This is a genomic window from Pantoea sp. UBA5035, assembly GCF_002415245.1.
Classification (GTDB): domain Bacteria; phylum Pseudomonadota; class Gammaproteobacteria; order Enterobacterales; family Enterobacteriaceae; genus Pantoea; species Pantoea septica.
Genome location: NZ_DICD01000014.1, coordinates 149521 through 174293, shown reverse-complemented (window position 1 = coordinate 174293; position 24773 = coordinate 149521). Strand labels below are relative to the sequence as shown.

Below are 24773 nucleotides of genomic sequence, written 5' to 3'. Positions count from 1 at the left end.
GACAGTCGCTGTCTGCGTCACGACAACCTTACTCAGCAACGATGCTGATGTATTTACGGTTGTTCGGACCTTTCACTTCGAATTTAACTTTGCCGTCTGCGGTAGCGAACAGGGTGTGGTCACGACCACAACCTACGTTGTTACCGGCGTGGAATTTAGTACCACGCTGACGAACGATGATGCTACCTGCCAGAACAGATTCGCCACCGAAACGTTTTACACCCAGACGTTTTGCATTGGAGTCACGACCGTTACGAGTCGAGCCACCAGCCTTTTTATGTGCCATTTGTCAGATCTCCTCTTAAGCGCTGATGCCAGTAATTTTCACATCAGTGAACCACTGACGGTGGCCAGCCTGCTTACGGTAGTGCTTACGACGACGAAACTTAACGATTTTAACTTTCTCGCCACGACCGTGAGCAACGATTTCAGCTTTGATAACGCCGCCTGAAACCAGTGGCGCGCCGATTTTCACGTCTTCGCCATTTGCGATCATCAGCACCTGGTCAAACTCAATGGTTTCACCGGTTGCGATGTCCAGCTTTTCCAGGCGAACGGTCTGACCTTCGCTTACTCGGTGTTGTTTACCACCACTTTGGAAAACCGCGTACATATAAAACTCCGCTTCTGCGCATGCCTTTCGTTCATCAGGCGGCGCGATAAATATTCACAATAGGGCGCGAATTCTACGCAAATCTCCAGCAGAAGACAAGAGCACTTTGCACTCTCTTGCAGAAAAAAAACACAGGCCGATCGCAAACGTTTCTCATCCGGAAAATTCAAGTACAATCAGTAACAGATTACCTGAACTCAGGCTGGTTAAAGCACGTACCATGAGCCGTTGAAACGAGTCAAAGCTGAACAGACGAATGAACTTAGAACAAATTAATGAATTAACCGCGCAGGATATGGCGGCCGTCAACCAGACCATCCTCGACCAGCTGAATTCCGAGGTCTCGCTGATTAATCAGCTTGGCTATTACATCATCAGCGGCGGCGGCAAGCGCATCCGTCCGATGATCGCCGTGCTTTCGGCACGCGCGCTCGGCTACCAGGGCGAACTGCACGTCATTAACGCGGCGCTGATCGAATTTATCCACACCGCGACGCTGCTGCATGACGACGTGGTGGATGAATCCGATATGCGTCGCGGCAAAGCCACCGCTAACGCGGCGTTCGGCAATGCGGCCAGCGTGCTGGTCGGCGACTTTATCTATACGCGCGCCTTCCAGATGATGACCAGCATGGGCTCGCTGCGCATTCTGGCGCTGATGTCCGAAGCGGTGAACGTGATAGCCGAAGGCGAAGTGCTGCAGCTGATGAACGTCAACGATCCGGACATCACCGAAGAGAGCTATATGCGCGTGATTTACAGCAAAACCGCGCGTTTGTTTGAAGCCGCTTCGCAGGCATCCGCGATTCTCGCCGACGCCACGCCGGCACAGGAGAAAGCGATGCAGGATTACGGACGCTTTCTCGGCACCGCTTTCCAGTTAATCGACGACCTGCTCGACTACAGCGCCGACGGCGCCACGCTGGGCAAAAATACCGGCGACGATCTCAGCGAAGGCAAACCGACGCTGCCGCTGCTGCATGCGATGCATAACGGCACGCCGGAACAGACGAAGATGATCCGCGAGGCGATCGAACAGGGCAATGGCCGTCACCTGCTCGAACCGGTGCTGGCCGCCATGCAGCAGTGCGGCTCGCTGGAATGGACCCGCAAGCGCGCCGAGCAGGAAGCGGATAAGGCTATTGCGGCGCTCAGCGCGCTGCCGGAATCGCCCTGGCGCAGCGCGCTTGAAGCGCTGGCGCATATGTCTGTCCAGCGCGATTTCTGATCTCCCTTCGGAGCTGCCGCCGCAGCTCCGCTGCTTTCCCCTTCCCGCTTCACTTTTTTCAGAAACGCCTCTCTGTTGTTGCCGCGCTTTTGCGTCGAGACGCTCACTTCTCGCGACTGGGCCAAAAATTACTGGAAACAACAAGAAACTTTCTGGTATAAAAATTCCACAAATTTCCAGATAAGAGAAAAGAGCAAGGTCCCTCGCTGCACGGGAAATATTCACGCAAGGAACAAGGAGAATGCGATATGCAAAAAAGGAGTGAAGACTGGCATCCCGCCGATGTGATTGCCGCGCTGCGCAGACGCGGCACGACGCTGGCGGCGTTGTCACGCCAGGCGGGCTTGAGTTCATCCACGCTGGCTAATGCCCTTTCGCGTCCCTGGCCGAAAGGAGAGTGGCTAATTGCGGAGGCGATTGAGGTCCATCCCGCCGAGATCTGGCCAAGCCGCTACTACGATCCGCAGACCCACCTGCTGCTGGATCGCAAAAAGCGTATTCGATCCCCCGCAGGAGACGAGAAGCGCAAGCAGGATCCCGCCAGCGCCTGAGGATCGAACAGGCAAAAAAAAACCAGCCGCGCTGCCGTGGCTGGTTTTCTTATTCGCGCTGGGTTTATTCAGCGCTTACGCGTTCAATCTGCGCGCCCATCGCCTTCAGCTTATCTTCGATGTGCTCATAGCCGCGATCGATATGGTAGATGCGATCCACTAGCGTCGTGCCTTCGGCGATACAACCCGCCAGCACCAGGCTCGCCGACGCCCGCAGATCGGTCGCCATCACCTGCGCGCCGGAGAGTTTTTCCACGCCGTGGCAGATGGCAGTGTTGCTCTCGATTTCCGCGTGCGCGCCCATACGGATCAGCTCCGGGATGTGCATAAAGCGGTTTTCGAAAATGGTTTCGGTGATGACGCCCGTGCCTTCCGCCACCAGGTTAAGCAGGGTGAACTGCGCCTGCATGTCCGTTGGGAAGCCCGGATGCGGCGCCGTGCGCACGTTAACCGCTTTAGGGCGTTTGCCGTGCATGTCCAGGCTAATCCAGTCGTCGCCGGTTTCGATGTCGGCGCCCGCGTCGCGCAGCTTCGCCAGTACGGCGTCCAGCGTGTCCGGCTGGGTGTTGTGACACAGCACCTTGCCGCCTGAGATCGCCGCCGCCACCAGGAAGGTGCCGGTTTCGATGCGGTCCGGCAGGACGCGATAGACGCCGCCGCCCAGACGCTCAACGCCTTCGATGGTGATCTTGTCGGTGCCTGCGCCGCTGATCTTCGCGCCCAGCGTAATCAGGAAGTTAGCCGTATCGACAATTTCCGGTTCGCGCGCCGCGTTCTCGATAATGGTGACGCCGGTAGCCAGCGTCGCCGCGCTCATGATGGTCACGGTCGCGCCTACGCTCACTTTATCCATCACGATATGCGCGCCTTTCAGGCGGCCGTCGACAGAGGCTTTAACGTAGCCCTCTTCCAGTTTGATTTCGGCGCCCAGCTGCTCCAGGCCCGTAATATGCAGATCGACAGGACGCGCGCCGATGGCGCAGCCGCCCGGCAAGGAGACCTGGCCCTGGCCGAAGCGCGCGACCAGTGGCCCGAGCGCCCAGATAGAAGCACGCATGGTTTTCACTAAATCGTACGGCGCGCAGTAAATATCGACCTTGCTGGCGTCGACGTGGACGGAGCCGTTGCGCTCAACCTTCGCACCCAGCTGGCTTAGCAGCTTCATTGTGGTATCGATATCGCGCAGCTTCGGCACGTTCTGGATCTCGACCGGCTCTTCAGCCAGCAGCGCAGCAAACAGAATCGGCAGCGCGGCATTTTTCGCCCCGGAAATGGTTACTTCACCACTCAGACGGGTGGGGCCTTGCACACGAAATTTGTCCATTAACACGGCTCTCAATTAACTAAAGACGGGAAGAGCTCGCCAGCGGCGAGCGCCCATGATGAAGGCTCAGAAACCGTTGAGTTTACGGTCGCGCGCCCATTCAGCAGGGGTATAAGTTTTAATGGAGACGGCATGAATGCGGTTGTCGGCGATATATTCCATCAGCGGCGCGTAAACGGCCTGCTGTTTTTTCACGCGGCTCAGCTCGCCAAACATTTCACCTACGGCAATTACCTGAAAGTGGCTGCCGTCGTTGCTCATCACGTGGACTTCGTCCAGCGGCAGCGCTTTCATCAGCACGGCCTGAATTTCACTGTTTTCCATTGCTCATTACTTAAGTTGTAAAGAATAAAGGGTGACATCTTAGAGGAAAGCGGCGGACTCTTAAACATGGAAAAGCCCCTGCCAGAAACAGGGGCTTAAGAGAGTGAGAAAGCGGTCAGCTGCTTTTTTCCGCAGAAACAATAATCTGCTGAAGATTGTAGAGAGTGATTAGCGACTGCAATTTCTCGCTGATGCCGCTAAAACGCGGCGTGACGCCCTGAGCGCGGGCGATTTCACGCAGGTGCACCAGCAACGCCAGACCGGCCGAGTCGACGCGCGCCAGTCCGGAAACGTCGATAATCTCTGCTTTGTCGATCAGCGTGTCGCGCTGCTGCCACAGCGCCAGCAGCGTATCGCGGTTCAGTTCGCCGTACAGCGACAGCGTGCTGGCGTCACGCTGCCAGCGTAATGACTCATGCATCGTTACTGTTTATCCAGCGTAATCGGCTGCGCCGCGTAGGTTTTAAGCTGTGCGGTCAGGCCGTCGATGCCTTTGGTGCGCAGCAGATCGCTCCACTCGTTTTGTTTGGTGGTGATCATACTGACGCCTTCCGCCACCATATCGTACGCCTGCCAGTTGCCGCTCTGGCTGTTTTTACGCCACTGGAAATCGAGACGTACCGGCGGGCGGCCATTGGGATCGATAATGGTCACGCGAATAGCGATGATTTTAGCGTCGCCCAGCGGCTGCTCCGGCTGGATCTGATAAGTCTGGCCGTGATAGAGCGCCAGCGCCTGACCGTAAGCCTGCGCCAGATAGTCGCCGAAGGCGTTGAAGTAGGCTTCGCGCTGCGCCGGCGTCGCCTCGCGGTAGTAGCGGCCGAGCACTAACGCGCCGGCATACTTGATCTGCACGTAGGGCAGCAGCTCCTGACGCACGACGTCGCGCAGATAGTTGGGGTTCTGCTTAATCTTCGGCTGTTCGTTTTTCAGACGCGTGAAAGTCTTCGCCGCCGCTTCGTTCATCAGCTTATAGGGGTTGGTTTGATCGGCTGCATTCGCCGCGGCCAGCGGCGCGATGACCAGCATGGCGACCATCAGTAAACGTTTAAACATCGATTTTTACCTCTCAGGGTTGGGCCGGGGCCGCAGGCGCGTTCTCTTCGCCCTGCGGATCCTTGTTATCCGTATCGTCTTTCTTGTCGCCGCCGCTCTTATACAGGAACTGACCAATCAGGTCCTCCAGCACGATTGCCGATTTGGTATCGCGAAGCGTGTCGCCGTCTTTCAACATCGCCGAACCCAGCTCGGGATCGTCAAAGCCTAGATTCAACGCTAAAAACTGCTCGCCGAGTAAGCCTTGCGTGCGGATCGCCAGCGAACTGGTGTCGGAAATCTTGTCGGCGTACTCCTCGCTGATCGCCATAGTGACGCGCGGCAGCAGCGTTTTAGGTTCAAGGGAGATGTCGGTGACGCGGCCGATCACCACCCCGCCGATTTTAACCGGCGAGCTGACTTTCAGGCCGCCGATATTATCGAAGGTGGCGTAAAGCTGCCATGTCGGCTGCGTGCCGAGCGACTTAAGATCCGCCACGCGCAGGCAGAGAAACAGCATCGCCACCAGCGCCAGAAGCATAAACACGCCAACCCAAATTTCGCTTTTTTTGCTTTGCATTGCATTAGTTCCCAAACATCAGTGCTGTCAGCACAAAATCCAGACCGAGCACCGCCAGCGAGGCGTGCACCACGGTGCGCGTCGTCGCGCGGCTAATCCCTTCAGAGGTCGGAATCGCGTCGTAACCGTTAAACAGCGCGATCCAGGTGACCGTCACGGCAAAAACGGCGCTTTTGATAATGCAGTTGATTACGTCAGTGCGAAAATCGACCGCGTTTTGCATCGCCGACCAGAAAAAACCGGGGTCGATGCCCTTCCAGCTCACGCCAACCAGCGCGCCGCCAGCGATGCCGACGGCGGTAAAAATCAGCGTCAGCAGCGGCATGCTGATAAAGCCCGCCCAGAAACGCGGCGAGACAACGCGGCGCAGCGGATCGACCGCCATCATCTCCATGCTGGAGAGCTGTTCGGTCGCCTTCATCAGGCCAATCTCCGCCGTCAGCGCCGATCCGGCGCGGCCGGCGAACAGTAGCGCGGTCACGACCGGCCCCAGCTCGCGCAGCAGCGACAGCGCCACCAGCATGCCGAGACTGGTTTCCGCGCTGTAGGTGGTCAGCACCAGATAGCCTTGCAGCCCCAGCACCATGCCGATAAACAGCCCGGACACGACGATAATCAACAGCGATAAGACGCCGACGCTGTAAAGCTGTTTGATCAGCAGCGGCGTGTGTTTACGAAAGGCAGGTTTCCCTACCAGCGCGTGAAACAGCATTAAGCCTGCCCGACCAAAGGTGGAGCAGGTATTGATTCCCCGGCGTCCTAATGACGCCAGCGCCTTTAACAACATTGGCTTACACTCTCCCTGAGCCGGTTAAGTCGGCAAGATAGTCTCCGGCGGCAAACCGGAACGGGACAGGTCCGTCCGCAATCCCATCCAGAAACTGACGCACGCGCGGGTCGGGATTTTGCCGCAGCTCCGGCGTGCTGCCCTGCGCAATGATTTTCTGGCCAGCCACAATATAGGCCCTGTCGGCGATGCTGAGCACCTCCGGCACATCGTGCGATACCACAATGCAGGTAAGGCCCAGCGAATGGTTGAGCTCGTCGATCAGCTTGACCAGCACGCCCATAGTAATGGGATCCTGGCCGACAAAAGGTTCGTCGAACATGATGAGCTCCGGCTCAAGCGCGATCGCGCGCGCCAGCGCGGCGCGGCGCGCCATGCCGCCGGAAAGCTCTGCCGGCTTCAGCTGCGCCGCGCCGCGCAGTCCCACCGCTTCCAGCTTCATCATCACCGTGCTGTGCAGCAGCGCCGCAGGCAGCTGCGTATGCTCGCGCAACGGCCAGGCCACGTTTTCATATACCGTCAGGTCGGTGAACAGCGCGCCGGACTGGAACAGCATGCTCATCTTTTTACGGGTTTCATAAAGCTTCGCGCGGGACAAGCTGGGAATATTTTCGCCGCGAAACCAGATCTCGCCCCGATCGGGCTGCAGCTGGCCGCCGATCAGGCGCAGCAGCGTGGTTTTGCCTATGCCCGACGGCCCCATAATGGCCGTAACTTTTCCCTTTGGCACCGTCAGCGAAATATCGTCGAAAATCGGACGATCGCCGCGTGTAAAACTGACGCCACGAACCTCAACCAGGTTCGTTTCCTGTTGGTCCATTATTACCTCTTCTGTGGATCGGGCGTTATAAAGCCTACGATGGTAGCCTGTAACGCGCCAGTTCACGATAGCATTACAGAAACTTACTGCCTTCATTTGGCGAAAGCGGGCATAAAATTTACTTTTGCCGCTCAGACGGTCAAAATCAGCGCCTGTTTCTGATGACAGAACCTGAAACCTGCCGCACAAGACGTGTCGGCAACGCATTTCACCCAAGGATTTTTCATGTTCGTAGCCGCTGCCCTGCTGATCATTGGTTTGATTTTACTGGCTTATGGCGCCGATCGTCTGGTGTTTAGCGCCGCGATACTGTGTCGATCCTTTGGCATCCCGCCGCTGATTATCGGCATGACGGTCGTCAGCATCGGCACTTCGCTACCCGAGATGATCCTCTCTTTTTCAGCCGCGCAGCACGGCCAGATGGATCTCGCCGTCGGCACCGCGCTGGGCTCGAATATTACCAATATTTTACTGATACTCGGCGGCGCGGCGCTGCTGCACCCTCTGAACATATACTCCAATCTGATCCGGCGCGAACTGCCGTTGATGCTGCTGGTCTCGCTGCTCAGCGGCCTGATGCTGTTCGATAACTACCTGAGCCGCCTTGACGGCCTCGGCCTGATCGCCATCGCCATCGCCTATCTGCTGGTGGCGATCCGCTTCGCGCGCCGCGCCGAGCGGGACAATAGCGATACCCTGACTCGCGAACAGCTCGCGGAGCTGCCGCGCGAAGAGAGCGGCAACACAGTCGCCTTTCTCTGGCTGGCGGTCGCGCTGATTATTTTGCCCATGGCGACGCGCATGGTGATCGACAACGCCACCACCTTTGCCGATTATTTCGGCGTCAGCGAGCTGGTGATGGGCGCCACGCTGATCGCGGTAGGCACCAGCCTGCCGGAACTGGCGACGGTGCTGGCGGGCGCGCTGAAAGGCGAAGACGATATCGCCATCGGCAATCTTATCGGCGCCAATATTTATAATATCGCCATCGTGCTGGGCTTACCGGCGCTGATCAACCCTGGCAGCGTGGACGAACACGCCTTCGCGCGCGATTACTGGGTAATGCTGGCCGTCAGCGCGCTGTTCGCCCTGCTCTGCCTGCAGCGCCGCCGCCGCATCGGGCGCGTCGCAGGCGCTTTCTTACTCTGTGGTTTCATCGTCTGGGGCGCGCTTTTGTGGATTCAGCCCGCTTTCCTCGACGGATAACAAAGGACCGATTTGCCATGTCAACTCAGCTTTCAAACGCGAATTTCGACTTTCAGACGGCGGGAAAAGCGGTACTGCGCATCGAGCGTGAAGGTCTGGAGCAGCTGGACCAGTATATTAACGACGACTTTACCCGCGCCTGCGAGATGATCTATCGCTGCCAGGGCAAAGTCGTCGTCATGGGCATGGGCAAGTCGGGCCATATCGGCAAGAAAATGGCCGCCACCTTCGCCAGTACCGGCACGCCCGCCTTTTTCGTGCATCCAGGCGAAGCCAGCCACGGCGACCTGGGCATGGTCGGCCGCAGCGATGTGGTGCTCGCCATCTCTAACAGCGGCGAGTCCAACGAGATTCTGGCGCTGATCCCGGTACTGAAGCGCCAGCATGTGCCGCTTATCTGCCTCACCAGCCGCCCCGATAGCGCCATGGGCCGCGCCGCCGACGTGCATCTGTGCGTAAAAGTGCCGCAGGAAGCCTGTCCGCTCGGGCTCGCTCCGACCAGCAGCACCACGGCGACGCTGGTAATGGGCGATGCGCTGGCGGTAGCGCTGCTGGAAGCGCGCGGCTTTACCGCGGAGGATTTCGCGCTGTCGCATCCGGGCGGCGCGCTGGGCCGCAAACTGCTGCTGCACGTGAGCGACATCATGCACAGCGGCGACGAAATCCCGCACGTGACGCGCGACGCCTCGCTGCGCGACGCGCTGCTGGAGATTACGCGCAAAAATTTAGGGCTGACGGTTATCGTCGACGATCTGATGAAGATCGAGGGCATCTTTACCGACGGCGACCTGCGCCGCATCTTCGATATGGGCATCGACTTTCAGAAGGCCACCATTTCGGAAGTGATGACGCGCGGCGGCATTCGGGTTCGCCCCAATATGCTGGCGGTTGAGGCGCTGAACCTGATGCAAAACAAAAACATTACCGCTGTGCTGGTGGCCGATGACGATCGTCTGCTCGGTGTGGTACATATGCATGACATGCTGCGCGCCGGCGTAGTCTGAACAGGAAATGAGAATGTCGGTAAATACTTCCCTGGTGGAAACCTGCTACGGCCCGGTCAGCGCCGAGGTGATGGCGCGCGCCGGTCAGATCCGTCTGCTGATTTGCGACGTCGACGGCGTGATGTCGGACGGCGTGATCTATATGGGCAATAACGGCGAAGAGCTGAAAGCTTTTAACGTGCGCGACGGCTACGGCATCCGCTGTTTGCTAACCTCTGATATAGAGGTGGCGATTATTACCGGACGCAACGCGCGTCTGATGGAGGATCGCTGCAAAACCTTAGGCATTCGTCATCTTTACCAGGGACAGTCCGATAAGCTTTTGGCCTATCGCGAACTTCTGGATAAACTGTCGCTTTCCGATGAGCAGGTCGCCTATATCGGCGATGACCTTATCGACTGGCCGGTGATGGCCCGAGTAGGGCTGAGCGTGGCGGTAGCGGATGCGCATCCGGTGTTGCTGCCGCGCGCCCATTACGTTACGCGCATCGCAGGCGGACGCGGCGCAGTACGCGAACTGTGCGACCTGATTTTAATGGCGCAGAACAAATTTGAGGATGCCAAAGGGCAATCAGTATGAGTAAAAGCAGGCGTTGGATAACGCTGATTCTGGCCTTAATTGCGCTGGTGCTAATCGGCTGGAACCTGACCAGTCAGGATGACAGCAGCGCGCCGGTCGCCGCCAACGATCAGGAGCCGACCTATACCAGCGCGAATTCGAACACCGTGGTCTACAACCCGCAAGGGGCGCTGGCTTACAAACTGGTGTCCGATAAAGTGACCTATTTCGCGACGGATGAAGTGAGCTGGTTCGATAAGCCGGTAATGACCACCTACGACGAAAATAAAGTGCCGACATGGTCGGTGCGCGCCGATAAAGCCAAATTAACCAAAGATCGTATGCTTTATCTGTATGGTCACGTCGAGGTGAATACCCTGACGCAGGATTCGCAGCTGCAGCGCATCAAAACTGACAACGCGCAGGTCAACCTCGTCTCGCAGGACGTGACCTCCGACGATCAGGTTACCTTGTTCGGGCGCGGTTTTAACTCTACCGGCATGAAGATGCGCGGGAATTTACGGACGAAAAACGCCGAGTTGATTGAAAAGGTCAAAACTTATTATGAAATTCAAAATGCACAACAACAGCCTTAAGTTTTTCCTGGTCGGCGCTCTGCTGGCGGCCAGCTTGCCCGCGCTGGCGGTGACCGGCGACTCGGACAAACCCGTCAACATCGATTCCGAAAACCAGGCGCTGGACCTGCAAGGCAATGTGGCGACCTTCACCGGCAACGTCATCGTGACCCAGGGAACGATCAAAATCACCGCCGATAAAGTGGTGGTGACGCGTCCCGGCGGCGACAGCAATAAAACCATCGTGGACGCCTACGGCAATCCCGCCACCTTCTACCAGATGCAGGACAGCGGCAAGCCGGTTCAGGGCCACGCCGCTAAGCTGCACTATGAGCTGGCGAAAGATTTCGTCGAGCTGACCGGCAACGCTTATATCGAGCAGCAGGACAGCAATATCAAAGGCGACCGTATTACCTATCTGGTCAAAGAGCAGAAAATGCAGGCCTACAGCCAGGGTCAGAGCAAGCGCGTCACCACCGTGCTGGTGCCGTCGCAGCTGCAGGACAAGAACGCTAACAGCCCGAAAAAGAGTAACTGATCGCTATGGCCACTTTAATCGCAGAAAATCTGGCGAAGGCCTATAAAGGCCGTCGCGTGGTGGAGGATGTCAGCCTGCAGGTGAAATCGGGCGAGATCGTCGGCCTGCTTGGCCCTAACGGCGCAGGCAAGACCACCACCTTCTACATGGTCGTCGGCATCGTGCCGCGCGACGCGGGCCGCATCGTGATCGACGAGGATGATATCAGCATCCTGCCGCTGCACGCCCGCGCGCGCCGCGGCATCGGCTATTTGCCGCAGGAGGCGTCGATTTTCCGCCGTCTCAGCGTCTATGACAATCTGATGGCGGTGCTGCAAATTCGCGACGATCTTACCGAAGAGCAGCGTCAGGATCGCGCCAACGAGCTGATGGATGAGTTCCATATCGCCCATCTGCGCGACAGCATGGGTCAGGCGCTGTCGGGCGGCGAGCGCCGCCGCGTCGAGATTGCGCGCGCGCTGGCCGCTAATCCTAAATTTATCCTGCTGGATGAGCCTTTCGCCGGCGTCGATCCCATCTCGGTTATCGACATTAAAAAAATCATCGAGCACCTGCGCGACAGCGGGCTCGGCGTGCTGATTACCGACCATAACGTACGTGAAACCCTGGCGGTTTGCGAACGCGCCTATATCGTCAGCCAGGGGCGTCTTATCGCTCACGGCACGCCGAATGAAATTCTTGAAGATGAGCAGGTTAAACGGGTTTATTTGGGCGAAGAGTTCAGACTCTGATAAGGTGTCGTTAATACGATGTTTGCTTAGGAAATCCCGTCCTGAATATGAAGCAAGGTTTGCAACTCAGATTCAGCCAACAGCTGGCGATGACTCCGCAGTTGCAGCAGGCCATCCGGCTGCTGCAACTCTCTACGCTTGAGCTGCAGCAAGAGCTGCAGCTGGCGCTGGAGAGCAATCCGCTGCTGGAACAGGCTGAAGTGCATGAAGAGATCGACAGCCGCGACTATCAGGAAGATGAGGTGCTGGACACGCGCGAGGCGCTTGAACAGAAAGAGATGCCGGACGATTTGCCGCTCGACGCCACCTGGGACGAGATGTATACCGCAGGCACCCCTTCCGGCACCGGCACCGACTATCAGGACGACGAGCTGCCGGTCTATCAGGGCGAAACTACCCAGTCGCTGCAGGATTACCTGATGTGGCAGGTAGATTTAACGCCCTTTACCGATACCGATCGCGCTATCGCCACCTCGATCGTCGACGCCATCGACGATACCGGCTATCTCACCGTTTCGCTTGACGAGATCCTCGACAGCATGGGCGATGAAGAGCTGGCGCTGGATGAGGTCGAGGCGGTGCTGAAGCGCATTCAGCGCTTCGATCCGGTCGGGGTCGGCGCGCGCGACCTGCGCGACTGCCTGCTGGTGCAGCTTTCCCAGTTCGCGCCGACCACGCCGATGCTGGCCGAAGCGCGTTTGATCGTCAGCGACCATCTCGACCTGCTGGCCAACCACGATTTCCGCAGCCTGATGCGCGTCACCCGTTTCAAAGAAGATGTGCTGAAAGAGGCGATGCTGCTGATTCAGTCGCTGGATCCGCGTCCTGGCCAGTCGGTGCAGACAGGCGAGCCGGAATATGTCATTCCCGATGTGCTGGTGCGCAAAGTGGGCAAGCGCTGGACGGTGGAACTCAACGCCGATAGCGTGCCGCGTCTCAGAATCAATCAGCATTACGCTGCTATGGGCGGCGCGGCGCGGAACGACAGCGACAGCCAGTTTATCCGCAGCAATCTGCAGGAAGCGCGCTGGCTGATCAAAAGTCTGGAAAGCCGCAACGATACGCTGCTGAAAGTCACGCGCTGCATCGTTGAGCAGCAGCAGGCCTTTTTCGAGCAGGGCGAAGAGTTTATGCGTCCTATGGTGCTGGCGGATATCGCCCAGGCCGTGGATATGCATGAATCCACCATCTCTCGCGTGACCACGCAGAAATACCTGCACAGCCCGCGCGGCATCTTTGAACTTAAATATTTTTTCTCCAGCCACGTGAATACCGAAGGCGGCGGCGAAGCCTCTTCAACGGCGATCCGCGCGCTGGTGAAAAAATTAATCTCGGCGGAGAATCCCGCTAAACCCTTGAGTGACAGCAAGCTCACCACCATGTTATCTGAACAGGGCATCATGGTGGCGCGCCGGACCGTCGCTAAATATCGCGAGTCTTTATCTATCCCGCCCTCCAATCAGCGTAAACAGCTGGTTTGACCGAAATGAGAAGGAAGACCTATGCAGCTAAACCTCACTGGGCAAAACGTTGAAATCACCGAACCACTGCGTGAATTCATCAACACGAAATTTGCCAAACTGGAACACTACTTCGATCGTATCAATCAGGTTTATATTGTTCTGAAAGTGGAAAAGGTCACTCAGGTTGCGGAAGCGACTTTGCACGTCAACGGCGGCGAGCTGCACGCCACGTCGGAAGCGGAAGATATGTACGCGGCGCTTGACGGACTGGTGGATAAACTCGCCCGTCAGCTCACCCGGCACAAAGACAAACTGAAAAAACACTAACCTTCACGCTTGCAGCGCGCTTGCCGCGCGCTCGGGGCGGTCAGGATGGGGCGGATTTACCGCCCCGTTTTGCCATCTGTGCAAGCGCCACGGGATACCGCGCGGCCGTTTAGCGCGGCAGGCCTGCGGCTCTGTGAACTCGCAAGTGAAACGACAATGAACAACGATCTGACACTGGAACTGAGCACCGTGCTGACGCCGGACTGTACGCGCAGCGGCGTACACTGCCAGAGTAAAAAGCGCGCGCTGGAAATTATCAGCGAGCTGGCAGCGAAGCAGCTTAACCTGCCGCATCAAACGCTGTTTGAAGCGATCCTGACCCGTGAACGCATGGGCAGCACCGGTATCGGCAACGGTATCGCCATTCCGCACGGCAAGCTGGAAGAGGATACGCTGCGCGCCGTCGGCGTCTTTATCAGCCTCGACCAGCCTATCGCATTCGATGCGGTAGACAATCAGCCGGTCGATCTGCTGTTTGCGCTGCTGGTGCCGGCGGATCAGTGCAAAACCCATCTGCACACGCTCTCTCTGGTCGCGAAGCGCCTGGCGGATAAGACCGTGTGTCGCCGCCTGCGCGCGGCGCAGAGCGATGAAGAACTCTACGCCATTATTACAGAAGCTCCAGAGGAGCAGTAACGCGCGCTGCGCTTTTACCGGCGTGCGCGCCGGTTTAAAACGGGAGAGAAGGTCATGGTGCTGATGATCGTTAGCGGTCGGTCAGGCTCAGGAAAGTCGGTAGCGCTACGCGCGCTGGAAGATATGGGGTTCTACTGCGTCGATAACCTGCCCGTGGTGCTGTTGCCCGAGCTGGCGAACTCGCTGGTGGAGCGCAATATTTCGGCCGCCGTCAGCATCGACGTGCGCAATATGCCGGAGTCGCCAGAGGTATTCGAACATGCGCTGAATAATCTGCCGGACGCCTTTTCGCCGCAGCTGCTGTTTCTGGACGCCGATCGCAATACGCTAATCCGCCGCTACAGCGACACGCGCCGCCTGCACCCGCTCTCCAGCAAAAATCTGTCGCTGGAAAGCGCCATCGATGAAGAGAACGATCTGCTGGAGCCGCTGCGCTCGCGCGCCGATTTAATTATCGATACCTCAGAAATGTCGGTTCACGAGCTGGCGGAGATGCTGCGCACGCGCCTGTTGGGCAAGCGCGAACGCGAACTGACCATGGTATTCGAGTCTTTTGGCTTCAAGCACGGCATCCCTATCGACGCTGACTACGTTTTTGACGTGCGCTTTCTGCCGAACCCGCACTGGGATCCCAAGCTGCGGCCGATGACCGGCCTCGATCGCCCCGTAGCGGCGTTTCTCGATCGCCATACTGAAGTGCACAACTTTATCTACCAGACACGCAGCTACCTTGAACTGTGGCTGCCCATGCTGGAAACCAACAACCGCAGCTATCTGACCGTCGCCATCGGCTGTACCGGCGGTAAACACCGTTCGGTCTATATCGCCGAGCAGTTGGCGGACTACTTCCGCTCACGCGGCAAAAACGTGCAGTCACGCCATCGTACGCTGGAAAAACGCAAATCATGACCGTCAAGCAAACCGTGGAAATCAAAAATAAGCTGGGCATGCACGCGCGTCCGGCCATGAAGCTGTTTGAGCTGGTGCAGAGCTTCGACGCCGAAGTGTTGCTGCGTAACGAATCCGGCACCGAGGCGGAGGCCAGCAGCGTCATCGCTCTGCTGATGCTCGACTCGGCGAAAGGCGGTCATATTGAAATCGAAGCCAGCGGCCCGGAAGAGCGCCAGGCGCTGGCTGCCGTCATCGAACTTTTCGAGGCCGGCTTCGACGAAGAGTAAAGGCTAGTTGAGATGATGGCGCTGCAGGAAGCCTTCTCCGCCTAGCTGGCGCATCTGGCGCATAATCCACTGCTGGCGCTGCCGCACATAGCCTGAGGGCGCGTCGGCGCGAAAACGGATGGGATTCGGCAGCACCGCCGCCAGCAGCGCCGCTTCCGCTATCGTCAAACGGCTGGCTGGCTTATGGAAATAGCGCTGCGCCGCCGCCTCCACGCCGAAGGTGCCCTGCCCGAACTCGGCGATATTGAGATAAACCGTCAGGATGCGACGTTTGGTCCAGACGGTTTCGATGCCGACCGTTAAGCCCGCCTCCAGCCCTTTCCTCACCCAGCTGCGTCCATCCCAGAGAAAGAGATTTTTCGCCGTTTGCTGCGACAGCGTCGAGGCGCCGCGCATGCGCTCGCCTTCGCTGCCCAGCGCCGTTTCAATCGCGTCGACGTCAAAACCCCAGTGCTCGGGAAATTTTTGATCTTCTGCGGCGATCACCGCCAGCGCCATCCACGGCGATATCTCGTCATGGCCCGCCCAGTCGGCGTGCGCGACGTAATGAAAGTCGCCGCGCAGCCAGGCGCCGATTTGCCGTTCCACCATTACCGCGGAAAACGGCACCGGCAGAAAGGAAAACAGAATAATTCCCGCAACCCAGATACCCGCTATAGCGACCACTGCGCCGATAACAGCGCGCTTAACGCGTTGCCAGCGGCTCCCTTTATTCTTGCTCATGCAATGTTCTCTTACCTGTTCCCTGCATTAATCAATTCCCGACGTGATGAAAGTCGCGTCCTGGTCAAAATCGCTGAAGAAGCGCCTGAATTTGCGCCTCGCTTAACCGTTGCAGCGCAGTTTTAACCGTAAAATATTAAAACAGATCGAATGACATCAAGCACTTCCGTGAAAAAGGAATCGGTTCCATACTTGTTGTCCGCTTATCGCTTTCCACGCCATATACTTAACGATTTGTGATAAGCGCCATTTCAAATGATTCGATTCTCTAAACTATGACAGACGGTGCACTGTTGTGGTTTTCACCAATTGAAGCGAATGGTTACACAACAGGCAACTTCAGGCTGCTAATTTGATCTTCATAGCGCTGCCTGGGCCACTCAATTTTATGCTTAGCGCCCTGTAAAATGACAGGACTTAATTTAAATCTGGAACTTTAAAGGCGTGCTTTCCAAAACGTTTTGGATAATATCGTGGCAATAGCACTTTATACTTTAAATTTCATCGCGTTATCATACTTCAAACCGCTAAAAACCGCTGGGCGCCCTTTTCCCTGGTTTAAGGCCATGCTCTTATCGTCACGGCAACCGAAAACCGCACAAAAAATGCAACAATTGGTCAAAATAAGCGCAATGCAACGCAGAAATTAATTCCTTACTTGACTGTGTTGCCAAATTAATGTTTTCTGTATTTAAACGCTGCTCAACATCACACATTTTAATGAATCTTTACCTGGTCATTGATGAATTTGCTAAGGTGATGACAGACGTTAACCGATACCACGCTGCTGCGCTTAAACTCCTCCAAGTATAGCAACAGCGACTTTTTCCCTGGTGTTGGCGCAGTATTCGCGCACCCCGGTCTTCGACTGGGGTCATTTTTTTTCAGGCCCCCTGGTTTTCTCTTTCCGCTACCCAGTCGCGCAATACCTGAACGTCATGACGCCACTCGCGCTTGAGCTCTTCGACCCATTCGCCTACGTTGTCCCACCATGCCGGCAGCTCCGGGCTTTGAATCTGTTTAGCCACCTGCTGCAGATGCTGTAATCCGACCGATCCCGCCGCGCCTTTGATTTTGTGTCCCTCTTCCGCAATGCCTTTCTGGTCGCGCGCCATAAGATTTGAATCGAGCACCTCCAGATAGCCAGGCATCATCTGTTCGAACATCGTCAGGCTCTGCGTAATCAGGCTGGGCCCCACCAGTTCGATATATTGCTCCAGCATCGGCACATCCAGCAGCGCGCGCGTCTTGTCATCGCTTTCAGGGTGGTCAGCGTCGACCTCTTCGTTCTGATGATCCCAGAACTTCTTGATCATGGCGGTCAGCGCCGGAACGGAGAGCGGTTTGCTCAGCACGTCGTCCATACCGGCCTCCAGATACTCTTTTTTGTCTTTGAGCACGTTGGCGGTCAGCGCCACCAGCGGCGGCAGGCTGGCGTCTGGATAGCGCTGATGGATGGCGCGCGAGACGTCGAGGCCGGTCATATCCGGCAGCTGGATATCCAGCAGGGCGAGATCGAATTCCAGCGGATCGAACATCTCCAGCGCGGCCTGCCCGGTCATGGCAACCTCGACGCTGCAGCCCAGCTTCTCCAGCACCGAGCGCGCCACAATCACGTTCAGCTCGATATCTTCCACCAGCAAAACGTGCAGCGCCGGCAGCGGCATGCTGCTGTCTCTGCTGTCATCCTCTACCTCTTCGGCCACGCGCGGCGCCTTAATCAGCACGGTAAAGCAGGAGCCCTGGCCCGGCGCGCTGCGGACGGTAATATCGCCGCCCATCGCCTGCGCCAGCCGACGCGACACCGCCAGTCCGATGCCGGTGCCGGTGGCCGGCTTGCCGCCGTGCTGATCTTTCACCTGATAATACATGGCGAAGATCTTGTCCTGCTCTTCCTGCGGGATGCCCTGGCCGGAGTCTTCCACCTCGAAGCGCAGCGTCTCGTTCGGCTCGTAGGCGACGCGCACCACGATTTCACCCTGCTGGGTGAACTTCACCGCGTTGGCGATCAGGTTCCATAAGATCTGACGCAGGCGCGTGCCGTCGGCGCAAATCTTGTGCGGCAGCGGTAGCTCAGGCGCCATCACGAACCTGAGCCCTTTCGGCTGCGCCAGCAGACCGGAAAGGTTCTCCAGATCCGCCAGGAAACCGGTGAAGTCGAGCGGCTGGTTATCCAGCTGCACCTTGCGGCGCTCGATCTTGTCCACTTCGATAACGTCGTTGAAGATGTTGCCGAGCGTAATCGCTGAAACGTGAATGGTTTTCAGGTATTTCAGCTGCTCCTGATTGAGATCGGTATCGAGCAAAATGCGGCTCAGGCCCACAATGCCGTTAAGCGGCGTACGCAGCTCGTGGCTGATCGTAGAGATAAAGGTGGTTTTCTCCCGGCTGGCGTTCTCCAGCGCGTCCTGATAGCGCTTACGCTCGGTAATATCGCGGCCAAAGCCCATCAGCCCGCTGCGTTTGCCGACGCGGTCGTAGTAAGGCACTTTACGAATTTCAAAACAGGCTTTGCGCCCGTCCGGATATTGCAGCCACTGTTCATACGTGAGCGACACGTTATGACGGAAAACCTTTTCATCCGTCTCCAGCACTTTGGTAGCAGCGTCGTCGTCATAGATATCGCGCGGCGTCAGGCCGATCAGCTGCTTTTCGCTTTTGCCGGTCAGCAACTCCATGGCGCGGTTACAGCCGGAGAACTGCTTGTCGATATTGCGGTAGAACACCAGATCGGGCGAAGCGTCGAGGAAAGAGCGAAGAAACGAGGATTGCTGTTCCAGTTCGATCTGCGCCTGTTCGCGGCGGGCCATCTCCTCGCGCAGCTTATCCATCACCTGCTCGCGCGCCTGCTCCGCCTTGATACGATCGTTAATTTCCTGATTGAGCTGGGTGATGGTCTCTTTCATCTGCTGATTGAGCTCTAAATCGCGGGTGCGCATCTCTTCCAGCTTGTCCACCAGGCGCGACAGACGCTGACGCGACTCCTCCAGCTGATCAACCACCACCGAGAGAAAGTAAACCGCCCAGGGCGTAATCAGCAGCCCGAAGAACACCGAACGTACCACGTCGATGCTCTCGACATGGCCGCGCAGCACCATGGTCACCGCCATCTGCACCACCATCGCCAGCACCACCAGCGCCGACGCCAGCAGCAGCGAAAAACGCACCAGTCCCAGCTTAACCATCAAATCAACATAATACTGCGCCAGCAGGCGAATCTGTTTCATACGAACTCCCTGGAAAAGAACAGGCTCATCATAGCGTAATTACTCTGCCGATGGCGCGACGAAGCGCCGGAAAGCGCGCGTTACGCCCCGTTATGGTGCATCTGACGCCACGATCGCCGACGATACCTGCGCTGGCGCTAAATCACTTGACTAATTGCGCCAACCGAATAATCTGGAGGGCCGCCTGCTTCTCGGCGACTGTGATCCAAACCTTTCTTTTTCTTTGTCGACAACCTTCCGTTGTCCCGGCATCCCTTTTTCCATTTGAATAGAAATTCATTTTAATTGCGTGAATAGTCGCGCTTATCCTGATTAATTTTACTTATGACGCCAGCTCATTTGCGGCAAAGAGGCTGTTATAAGAAAAACAGATACATGATGTGCGGGTAATCTGCTATCCAGCATATTCTGCTGTTAAAGTGCATCAAACCAGCACGGGGAAGGGATGTGACGGCTGCATGACAGTGAGACAGTTCACATTTCGGCCGGGCAGAGGCAATGGCCGATCACCGCTTTTTTAGCTTTTATTTATTTAAAATTCAATTAGTTACCCAATAAAAGACGGCTAAAAAGTCGACCAGGAACGCTATTTGACCTTATTCCGCTTTCCCGATAAGTTGGAAATCCGCTGGAAGCTTTCTGGACGGGTGCTCAACTCGTCATATTTATGCAGTAACAGAGATTCCCCCTGTAACAAGACCACGACGCTTGTGACAACGACGCCAAAGGCCAGACAGATGGGGCGACACAGGAGTGCAGCGCACGATGCGCGCCAGCCTGTCGCTTAGCACTTTCTGCGCCCGTAGCCCGACCAAAGGGAATCCACAGAGCCTGGGGAGGTTCACTGAAATGTTGTATGACAAATCCCTTGAAAAGGATAACTGTGGTTTCGGCCTCATCGCCCATATAGAAGGCGAACCTAGCCACAAGGTGGTGCGTACCGCTATCCACGCGCTGGCCCGTATGCAACACCGTGGCGCGATCCTTGCCGACGGCAAGACCGGCGACGGCTGTGGTCTGTTATTACAAAAACCTGACCGTTTCTTCCGCGTCGTTGCGGAAGAAAAAGGCTGGCGCCTGGCGAAAAATTACGCCGTGGGCATGCTGTTCCTCAGCCATGATGAGGAAGAGGCTCAGGCGAGCCGCCGCATTGTGGAAGAGGAAGTGGTCCGTGAAACCCTCTCTGTGGTCGGCTGGCGCGACGTGCCCGTCAATCAGGACGTATTGGGAGAGATCGCCCTCTCCTCTATGCCGCGCATTCAGCAGCTCTTTATCAACGCCCCGGCCGGCTGGCGTCCGCGCGATATGGAGCGTCGCCTTTATATGGCGCGCCGCCGCGCGGAAAAGCGCATCGAGCAGACCGACGATAAAGCATTTTATATCTGCAGCTTCTCAAACCAGGTCAATATCTATAAAGGCCTGTGTATGCCGGCCGACCTGCCGCGCTTCTATCTCGATCTGGCAGACCTGCGTCTGGAATCGGCTATCTGCCTGTTCCATCAGCGCTTCTCTACCAATACCGTGCCGCGCTGGCCGCTGGCGCAGCCGTTCCGCTATATGGCGCACAACGGCGAAATCAACACCATCGCCGGTAACCGGCAGTGGGCGCGCGCGCGCGCCTACAAATTCAACACGCCGCTGATCCCCGATCTGCAGAATGCCGGGCCGTTCGTCAATGAAACCGGCTCCGACTCCAGTTCGATGGACAACATGCTGGAGCTGTTCCTGAACGGCGGCATGGACCTGGTGCGTGCGATGCGCCTGCTGGTGCCGCCCGCATGGCAAAACAACCCGGACATGGATCCGGAACTGCGCGCCTTCTTCGACTTCAACTCCATGCATATGGAGCCGTGGGACGGCCCGGCGGGCATCGTCATGTCCGACGGCCGCTACGCCGCCTGTAACCTTGACCGTAACGGCCTGCGCCCGGCGCGCTACGTCATTACCAAAGACAAGCTGATCACCTGCGCCTCCGAAGTCGGCATCTGGGATTACCAGCCGGATGAAGTGGTGGAGAAAGGCCGCGTCGGTCCCGGCGAGCTGATGGTGATCGACACCCGTATCGGGCGCATCCTCCATTCGGCGGAAACCGATAACGATCTGAAGAGTCGCCATCCCTATAAAGAGTGGATGGAGAAAAACGTTAAGCGTCTGGTGCCGTTCGAAGATCTGCCTGACGACCAGGTCGGCAGCCGCGAGCTGAACGATCCGCTGCTGGCGACCTACCAGAAGCAGTTCGGCTACAGCAGCGAAGAGCTCGATACGATTATTCGCGTGCTGGGCGAGAACGGCCAGGAAGCGGTCGGCTCGATGGGCGACGATACGCCGTTCGCCGTACTCTCCAGCCGCCCGCGCATTATTTATGACTATTTCCGCCAGCAGTTCGCGCAGGTGACCAACCCGCCGATCGATCCGCTGCGTGAAAACCATGTGATGTCGCTGGCCACCAGCATCGGCCGCGAAATGAACGTCTTCTGCGAAGCGGAAGGTCAGGCGCATCGCGTCAGCTTTAAGTCCCCTATCCTGCTGTGGTCCGATTTTAATCAGCTGACCACCATGGAAGGCGAGTACTATCGCGCCGACACGCTCGACTGCACCTTCGACCCGGCGACGCAAACGCTGGAACAGGCGATGCACGCGCTGTGCGACGAAGCCGAGCGTATGGTGCGCGACGGCACCGTGCTGCTGGTGCTCTCCGATCGCGCCATCGGCGAAAACCGCCTGCCGGTTCCGGCGCCGATGATCGTCGGCGCGGTGCAGACGCGTCTGGTTGAGAAAAACCTGCGCTGCGACGCCAATATTATCGTTGAGACCGCCAGCGCGCGCGATCCGCACCACTTTGCCGTACTGCTCGGCTTCGGCGCGACCGCTATCTACCCTTATCTGGCCTATGAATCGCTGGCGAAGATGGTCGACAGCAACGTGATCGAAAAAGATTATCGCGCGGTGATGCTGAACTACCGTAACGGCATCAATAAAGGCCTTTACAAGATCATGTCCAAAATGGGCATCTCGACCATCGCCTCCTATCGCTGCTCGAAACTGTTCGAAGCGGTGGGCCTGCATGCCGATGTATCGCGCCTCTGCTTCCAGGGTGTGGTCAGTCGCATCAGCGGCGCCAGCTTCGCCGACTTCCAGCAGGATCTCACCAACCTGGCGAAACGCGCCTGGCTGCAGCGCAAGCCGCTGGACCAGGGCGGCCTGCTGAAGTATGTGCACGGCGGCGAGTATCACGCCTATAACCCGGACGTGGTGGGTACGCTGCAACGCGCCGTAGAGAGCGGCGAATACAGCGACTATCAGGCCTATGCGAAGCTGGTGAACGAGCGTCCAGTAGCGACGCTGCGCGATCTGCTGGCGCTGCAGCCAGGCACCGAATCGGTCCACATCGACGACGTCGAGCCGGCCAGCGAGCTGTTTAAGCGTTTTGACACCGCGGCGATGTCTATCGGCGCGCTCAGTCCGGAGGCGCATGAGGCGCTGGCCGAAGCGATGAACTCGCTCGGCGGCTGCTCCAACTCTGGCGAAGGCGGCGAAGATCCGGCGCGCTACGGCACCAACAAAGTCTCGCGCATCAAGCAGGTCGCTTCCGGCCGCTTCGGCGTGACGCCAGCCTATCTGGTCAATGCCGACGTCATTCAGATTAAAGTGGCGCAGGGTGCGAAACCAGGCGAAGGCGGCCAGCTGCCGGGCGACAAAGTCACCCCGTATATCGCGAAGCTGCGCTACTCCGTGCCGGGCGTCACTCTGATCTCCCCGCCGCCGCATCACGACATCTACTCGATCGAAGATCTGGCGCAGCTGATTTTCGACCTGAAGCAGGTGAATCCTAAAGCGATGATTTCGGTGAAGCTGGTTTCCGAACCAGGCGTCGGCACCATCGCTACCGGCGTGGCGAAAGCCTATGCCGACCTGATCACTATCGCCGGCTATGACGGCGGCACCGGCGCCAGCCCGTTAAGCTCGGTGAAATATGCAGGCTGCCCGTGGGAACTTGGCCTGGTGGAAACCCAGCAGGCGCTGGTCTCCAACGGTCTGCGTCATAAGATCCGTCTGCAGGTCGACGGCGGCCTGAAAACCGGCCTCGACATTATCAAAGCGGCGATCCTCGGCGCGGAAAGCTTCGGCTTCGGCACCGGTCCGATGGTGGCGCTGGGCTGTAAATACCTGCGTATCTGTCACCTGAACAACTGCGCGACCGGCGTAGCAACCCAGGACGACAAGCTGCGTAAGAATCACTATCACGGCCTGCCCTTCAAGGTAACCAACTACTTTGAGTTCATCGCGCGTGAAACCCGCGAGCTGATGGCCAGCCTGGGCGTGAAACGCCTGACTGACCTGATCGGCCGCACCGACCTGCTGAAAGAGCTGGACGGCTTCACCGCCAAGCAGCAGAACCTGGATCTCTCGTCGCTGCTGAAAACCGCCACGCCGATGCCGGGCAAGGCGCTGCACTGCACCGAAGGCAGCAACCCGCCTTTCGACAAAGGCGAGCTGAATAAAGCGCTGCACGACCAGGCGATGCCGTTTGTAGAAGCGAGACAGAGCAAAACCTTCTTCTTCGACATTCGCAACACCGACCGCTCCGTCGGCGCGACGCTCTCTGGCGCTATCGCGGCGATCCACGGCGATCAGGGGCTGGCGGCGGATCCGATCCGCGCGCACTTCTCCGGCACCGCCGGTCAGAGCTTCGGCGTATGGAACGCAGGCGGCGTTGAGCTGACGCTGACCGGCGACGCCAACGACTACGTCGGCAAGGGAATGGCGGGCGGTATGCTCGCAATCCGTCCGCCGGTCGGCTCCGCGTTCCGCAGCCACGAAGCGACCATTGCGGGCAACACCTGCCTCTATGGCGCGACGGGCGGCAAGCTGTTTGCCGCAGGCCGCGCGGGCGAGCGTTTCGCAGTGCGCAACTCGGGCGCGATTACGGTGGTAGAAGGGATCGGCGACAACGGATGCGAATATATGACCGGCGGCATCGTCTGCGTGCTGGGCCGCACCGGCGTTAACTTCGGCGCCGGCATGACGGGCGGCTTCGCCTACGTGCTGGATGAAGACGGCGAGTTCCGCAAGCGCGTCAACCCGGAACTGGTGGAAGTGCTCAACGTCGACGAGCTGGCGATCCATGAGGAACACCTGCGTGGTCTGATCACCGAGCATGTACAGCACACCGGCTCCAGCCGCGGCGAAGAGATCCTCGCCAACTGGCCGCTCTGGTCGTCGCGCTTCGCGCTGGTTAAACCGAAGTCCAGCGACGTCAAAGCGTTGCTGGGTCACCGCAGTCGTTCCGCAGCAGAGCTGCGCGTGCAGGCACAGTAATAGTTTGCCCCGTCCGGCGCGCCGG

25 protein-coding genes are annotated in these 24773 nt (G+C 57.9%); 14 read left to right on the top strand and 11 right to left on the bottom strand.

Annotation, left to right across the window (positions count from 1 at the left end; genetic code table 11):
* Window positions 1–28: 28 nt before the first annotated feature.
* Both rpmA and rplU read right to left on the bottom strand, forming a co-directional pair.
* The gene (gene rpmA / locus B3229_RS10885) at window positions 29–286 is read right to left on the bottom strand and encodes a 50S ribosomal protein L27 (RefSeq protein ID WP_006121751.1); all 258 of its coding nucleotides are present in this window, start codon (window positions 284–286) and stop codon (window positions 29–31) included.
* A 15-nt stretch (window positions 287–301) separates the two neighbouring features.
* Window positions 302–613: a 50S ribosomal protein L21 gene (rplU, locus tag B3229_RS10880; RefSeq protein WP_033749281.1), complete on the bottom strand. Its 312-nt coding sequence runs from the start codon at window positions 611–613 to the stop codon at window positions 302–304.
* A 256-nt stretch (window positions 614–869) separates the two neighbouring features.
* On the opposite strand from rplU, the gene ispB reads away from it, so the two are divergent.
* Both ispB and B3229_RS10870 read left to right on the top strand, forming a co-directional pair.
* Window positions 870–1841: an octaprenyl diphosphate synthase gene (ispB, locus tag B3229_RS10875; protein ID WP_033749280.1), complete on the top strand. Its 972-nt coding sequence runs from the start codon at window positions 870–872 to the stop codon at window positions 1839–1841.
* 248 nt (window positions 1842–2089) lie between these two features.
* Complete coding sequence (locus B3229_RS10870; RefSeq protein WP_033749279.1) at window positions 2090–2392, top strand: helix-turn-helix domain-containing protein; 303 nt, start codon at window positions 2090–2092, stop codon at window positions 2390–2392.
* Between the two features lie 64 nt (window positions 2393–2456).
* Here B3229_RS10870 and murA read toward each other — a convergent pair whose 3' ends face one another.
* The 7 genes from murA to mlaF form a co-directional block, all read right to left on the bottom strand.
* Window positions 2457–3716 carry a UDP-N-acetylglucosamine 1-carboxyvinyltransferase gene (murA, locus tag B3229_RS10865; protein ID WP_033749278.1) on the bottom strand — a complete coding sequence of 420 codons (1260 nt, stop codon included), beginning with the start codon at window positions 3714–3716 and terminating at the stop codon, window positions 2457–2459.
* Between the two features lie 66 nt (window positions 3717–3782).
* Entirely contained in the window at window positions 3783–4040 is a 258-nt protein-coding gene (gene ibaG, locus B3229_RS10860; protein ID WP_033749277.1) for a BolA family iron metabolism protein IbaG, read from the bottom strand.
* 115 nt (window positions 4041–4155) lie between these two features.
* Window positions 4156–4461 carry a lipid asymmetry maintenance protein MlaB gene (mlaB, locus tag B3229_RS10855; protein WP_033749276.1) on the bottom strand — a complete coding sequence of 102 codons (306 nt, stop codon included), beginning with the start codon at window positions 4459–4461 and terminating at the stop codon, window positions 4156–4158.
* A gap of 2 nt (window positions 4462–4463) precedes the next feature.
* Complete coding sequence (gene mlaC, locus B3229_RS10850; RefSeq protein ID WP_033749275.1) at window positions 4464–5096, bottom strand: phospholipid-binding protein MlaC; 633 nt, start codon at window positions 5094–5096, stop codon at window positions 4464–4466.
* Between the two features lie 13 nt (window positions 5097–5109).
* Window positions 5110–5655: an outer membrane lipid asymmetry maintenance protein MlaD gene (mlaD, locus tag B3229_RS10845; protein WP_048784679.1), complete on the bottom strand. Its 546-nt coding sequence runs from the start codon at window positions 5653–5655 to the stop codon at window positions 5110–5112.
* Between the two features lie 4 nt (window positions 5656–5659).
* Window positions 5660–6442 carry a lipid asymmetry maintenance ABC transporter permease subunit MlaE gene (gene mlaE, locus B3229_RS10840; RefSeq protein ID WP_033749272.1) on the bottom strand — a complete coding sequence of 261 codons (783 nt, stop codon included), beginning with the start codon at window positions 6440–6442 and terminating at the stop codon, window positions 5660–5662.
* 4 nt (window positions 6443–6446) lie between these two features.
* On the bottom strand, window positions 6447–7262 hold the full coding sequence (gene mlaF / locus B3229_RS10835; protein WP_033749271.1) for a phospholipid ABC transporter ATP-binding protein MlaF: 816 nt from the start codon (window positions 7260–7262) through the stop codon (window positions 6447–6449).
* A gap of 225 nt (window positions 7263–7487) precedes the next feature.
* On the opposite strand from mlaF, the gene B3229_RS10830 reads away from it, so the two are divergent.
* From B3229_RS10830 to npr, 11 genes are all read left to right on the top strand, one after another.
* Window positions 7488–8468, top strand: a complete 981-nt coding sequence (locus tag B3229_RS10830) for a calcium/sodium antiporter (protein WP_033749270.1) — start codon at window positions 7488–7490, stop codon at window positions 8466–8468.
* A 17-nt stretch (window positions 8469–8485) separates the two neighbouring features.
* Complete coding sequence (gene kdsD, locus B3229_RS10825) at window positions 8486–9472, top strand: arabinose-5-phosphate isomerase KdsD (protein ID WP_033749269.1); 987 nt, start codon at window positions 8486–8488, stop codon at window positions 9470–9472.
* A 13-nt stretch (window positions 9473–9485) separates the two neighbouring features.
* Complete coding sequence (gene kdsC / locus B3229_RS10820) at window positions 9486–10052, top strand: 3-deoxy-manno-octulosonate-8-phosphatase KdsC (protein ID WP_048784680.1); 567 nt, start codon at window positions 9486–9488, stop codon at window positions 10050–10052.
* A complete protein-coding gene (gene lptC, locus B3229_RS10815; RefSeq protein WP_033749267.1) occupies window positions 10049–10627 on the top strand; it encodes an LPS export ABC transporter periplasmic protein LptC in 579 nt (192 codons plus the stop codon). Before kdsC ends, lptC begins: the two co-directional genes overlap by 4 nt.
* On the top strand, window positions 10596–11144 hold the full coding sequence (gene lptA, locus B3229_RS10810; protein WP_033749266.1) for a lipopolysaccharide ABC transporter substrate-binding protein LptA: 549 nt from the start codon (window positions 10596–10598) through the stop codon (window positions 11142–11144). Before lptC ends, lptA begins: the two co-directional genes overlap by 32 nt.
* Before the next feature lie 5 nt (window positions 11145–11149).
* A complete protein-coding gene (gene lptB / locus B3229_RS10805) occupies window positions 11150–11875 on the top strand; it encodes an LPS export ABC transporter ATP-binding protein (protein WP_033749265.1) in 726 nt (241 codons plus the stop codon).
* Window positions 11876–11922: 47 nt separating this feature from the next.
* Window positions 11923–13356: an RNA polymerase factor sigma-54 gene (rpoN, locus tag B3229_RS10800; protein ID WP_048784681.1), complete on the top strand. Its 1434-nt coding sequence runs from the start codon at window positions 11923–11925 to the stop codon at window positions 13354–13356.
* Window positions 13357–13377: 21 nt separating this feature from the next.
* The gene (hpf, locus tag B3229_RS10795) at window positions 13378–13665 is read left to right on the top strand and encodes a ribosome hibernation promoting factor (RefSeq protein ID WP_048784682.1); all 288 of its coding nucleotides are present in this window, start codon (window positions 13378–13380) and stop codon (window positions 13663–13665) included.
* A 156-nt stretch (window positions 13666–13821) separates the two neighbouring features.
* Window positions 13822–14301 (top strand): PTS IIA-like nitrogen regulatory protein PtsN, encoded by a 480-nt coding sequence (ptsN, locus tag B3229_RS10790; protein WP_033749262.1) that lies wholly within the window; start codon window positions 13822–13824, stop codon window positions 14299–14301.
* Between the two features lie 54 nt (window positions 14302–14355).
* Complete coding sequence (gene rapZ / locus B3229_RS10785) at window positions 14356–15210, top strand: RNase adapter RapZ (protein WP_033749261.1); 855 nt, start codon at window positions 14356–14358, stop codon at window positions 15208–15210.
* Window positions 15207–15479, top strand: coding sequence for a PTS phosphocarrier protein NPr (gene npr, locus B3229_RS10780; protein ID WP_033793304.1), 273 nt, complete (start codon window positions 15207–15209; stop codon window positions 15477–15479). Before rapZ ends, npr begins: the two co-directional genes overlap by 4 nt.
* Before the next feature lie 3 nt (window positions 15480–15482).
* On the opposite strand, the gene mtgA is transcribed toward npr, so the two are convergent.
* Both mtgA and arcB read right to left on the bottom strand, forming a co-directional pair.
* Window positions 15483–16202: a monofunctional biosynthetic peptidoglycan transglycosylase gene (gene mtgA, locus B3229_RS10775; RefSeq protein WP_286870668.1), complete on the bottom strand. Its 720-nt coding sequence runs from the start codon at window positions 16200–16202 to the stop codon at window positions 15483–15485.
* Window positions 16203–17086: 884 nt separating this feature from the next.
* Window positions 17087–19429: an aerobic respiration two-component sensor histidine kinase ArcB gene (arcB, locus tag B3229_RS10770; protein WP_286870666.1), complete on the bottom strand. Its 2343-nt coding sequence runs from the start codon at window positions 19427–19429 to the stop codon at window positions 17087–17089.
* A gap of 849 nt (window positions 19430–20278) precedes the next feature.
* Here arcB and gltB point away from each other — a divergent pair.
* Window positions 20279–24748, top strand: a complete 4470-nt coding sequence (gene gltB, locus B3229_RS10765; protein WP_033749257.1) for a glutamate synthase large subunit — start codon at window positions 20279–20281, stop codon at window positions 24746–24748.
* Window positions 24749–24773: the final 25 nt, after the last annotated feature.

What these genes read in the sequence shown, in the direction of transcription:
- gltB (WP_033749257.1), top strand. Translation starts at nt 20,279, where the DNA reads ATGTTGTATGACAAATCCCTTGAAAAGGATAACTGTGGTTTCGGCCTC.
- B3229_RS10830 (WP_033749270.1), top strand. Translation starts at nt 7,488, where the DNA reads ATGTTCGTAGCCGCTGCCCTGCTGATCATTGGTTTGATTTTACTGGCT.
- kdsC (WP_048784680.1), top strand. Translation starts at nt 9,486, where the DNA reads ATGTCGGTAAATACTTCCCTGGTGGAAACCTGCTACGGCCCGGTCAGC.
- mtgA (WP_286870668.1), bottom strand. Translation starts at nt 16,202, where the DNA reads ATGAGCAAGAATAAAGGGAGCCGCTGGCAACGCGTTAAGCGCGCTGTT.
- rpoN (WP_048784681.1), top strand. Translation starts at nt 11,923, where the DNA reads ATGAAGCAAGGTTTGCAACTCAGATTCAGCCAACAGCTGGCGATGACT.
- mlaF (WP_033749271.1), bottom strand. Translation starts at nt 7,262, where the DNA reads ATGGACCAACAGGAAACGAACCTGGTTGAGGTTCGTGGCGTCAGTTTT.
- npr (WP_033793304.1), top strand. Translation starts at nt 15,207, where the DNA reads ATGACCGTCAAGCAAACCGTGGAAATCAAAAATAAGCTGGGCATGCAC.
- mlaD (WP_048784679.1), bottom strand. Translation starts at nt 5,655, where the DNA reads ATGCAAAGCAAAAAAAGCGAAATTTGGGTTGGCGTGTTTATGCTTCTG.
- mlaC (WP_033749275.1), bottom strand. Translation starts at nt 5,096, where the DNA reads ATGTTTAAACGTTTACTGATGGTCGCCATGCTGGTCATCGCGCCGCTG.
- arcB (WP_286870666.1), bottom strand. Translation starts at nt 19,429, where the DNA reads ATGAAACAGATTCGCCTGCTGGCGCAGTATTATGTTGATTTGATGGTT.
- lptB (WP_033749265.1), top strand. Translation starts at nt 11,150, where the DNA reads ATGGCCACTTTAATCGCAGAAAATCTGGCGAAGGCCTATAAAGGCCGT.
- rpmA (WP_006121751.1), bottom strand. Translation starts at nt 286, where the DNA reads ATGGCACATAAAAAGGCTGGTGGCTCGACTCGTAACGGTCGTGACTCC.
- lptC (WP_033749267.1), top strand. Translation starts at nt 10,049, where the DNA reads ATGAGTAAAAGCAGGCGTTGGATAACGCTGATTCTGGCCTTAATTGCG.
- hpf (WP_048784682.1), top strand. Translation starts at nt 13,378, where the DNA reads ATGCAGCTAAACCTCACTGGGCAAAACGTTGAAATCACCGAACCACTG.
- ispB (WP_033749280.1), top strand. Translation starts at nt 870, where the DNA reads ATGAACTTAGAACAAATTAATGAATTAACCGCGCAGGATATGGCGGCC.
- kdsD (WP_033749269.1), top strand. Translation starts at nt 8,486, where the DNA reads ATGTCAACTCAGCTTTCAAACGCGAATTTCGACTTTCAGACGGCGGGA.
- lptA (WP_033749266.1), top strand. Translation starts at nt 10,596, where the DNA reads ATGAAATTCAAAATGCACAACAACAGCCTTAAGTTTTTCCTGGTCGGC.
- murA (WP_033749278.1), bottom strand. Translation starts at nt 3,716, where the DNA reads ATGGACAAATTTCGTGTGCAAGGCCCCACCCGTCTGAGTGGTGAAGTA.
- rplU (WP_033749281.1), bottom strand. Translation starts at nt 613, where the DNA reads ATGTACGCGGTTTTCCAAAGTGGTGGTAAACAACACCGAGTAAGCGAA.
- mlaB (WP_033749276.1), bottom strand. Translation starts at nt 4,461, where the DNA reads ATGCATGAGTCATTACGCTGGCAGCGTGACGCCAGCACGCTGTCGCTG.
- mlaE (WP_033749272.1), bottom strand. Translation starts at nt 6,442, where the DNA reads ATGTTGTTAAAGGCGCTGGCGTCATTAGGACGCCGGGGAATCAATACC.
- ibaG (WP_033749277.1), bottom strand. Translation starts at nt 4,040, where the DNA reads ATGGAAAACAGTGAAATTCAGGCCGTGCTGATGAAAGCGCTGCCGCTG.
- rapZ (WP_033749261.1), top strand. Translation starts at nt 14,356, where the DNA reads ATGGTGCTGATGATCGTTAGCGGTCGGTCAGGCTCAGGAAAGTCGGTA.
- B3229_RS10870 (WP_033749279.1), top strand. Translation starts at nt 2,090, where the DNA reads ATGCAAAAAAGGAGTGAAGACTGGCATCCCGCCGATGTGATTGCCGCG.
- ptsN (WP_033749262.1), top strand. Translation starts at nt 13,822, where the DNA reads ATGAACAACGATCTGACACTGGAACTGAGCACCGTGCTGACGCCGGAC.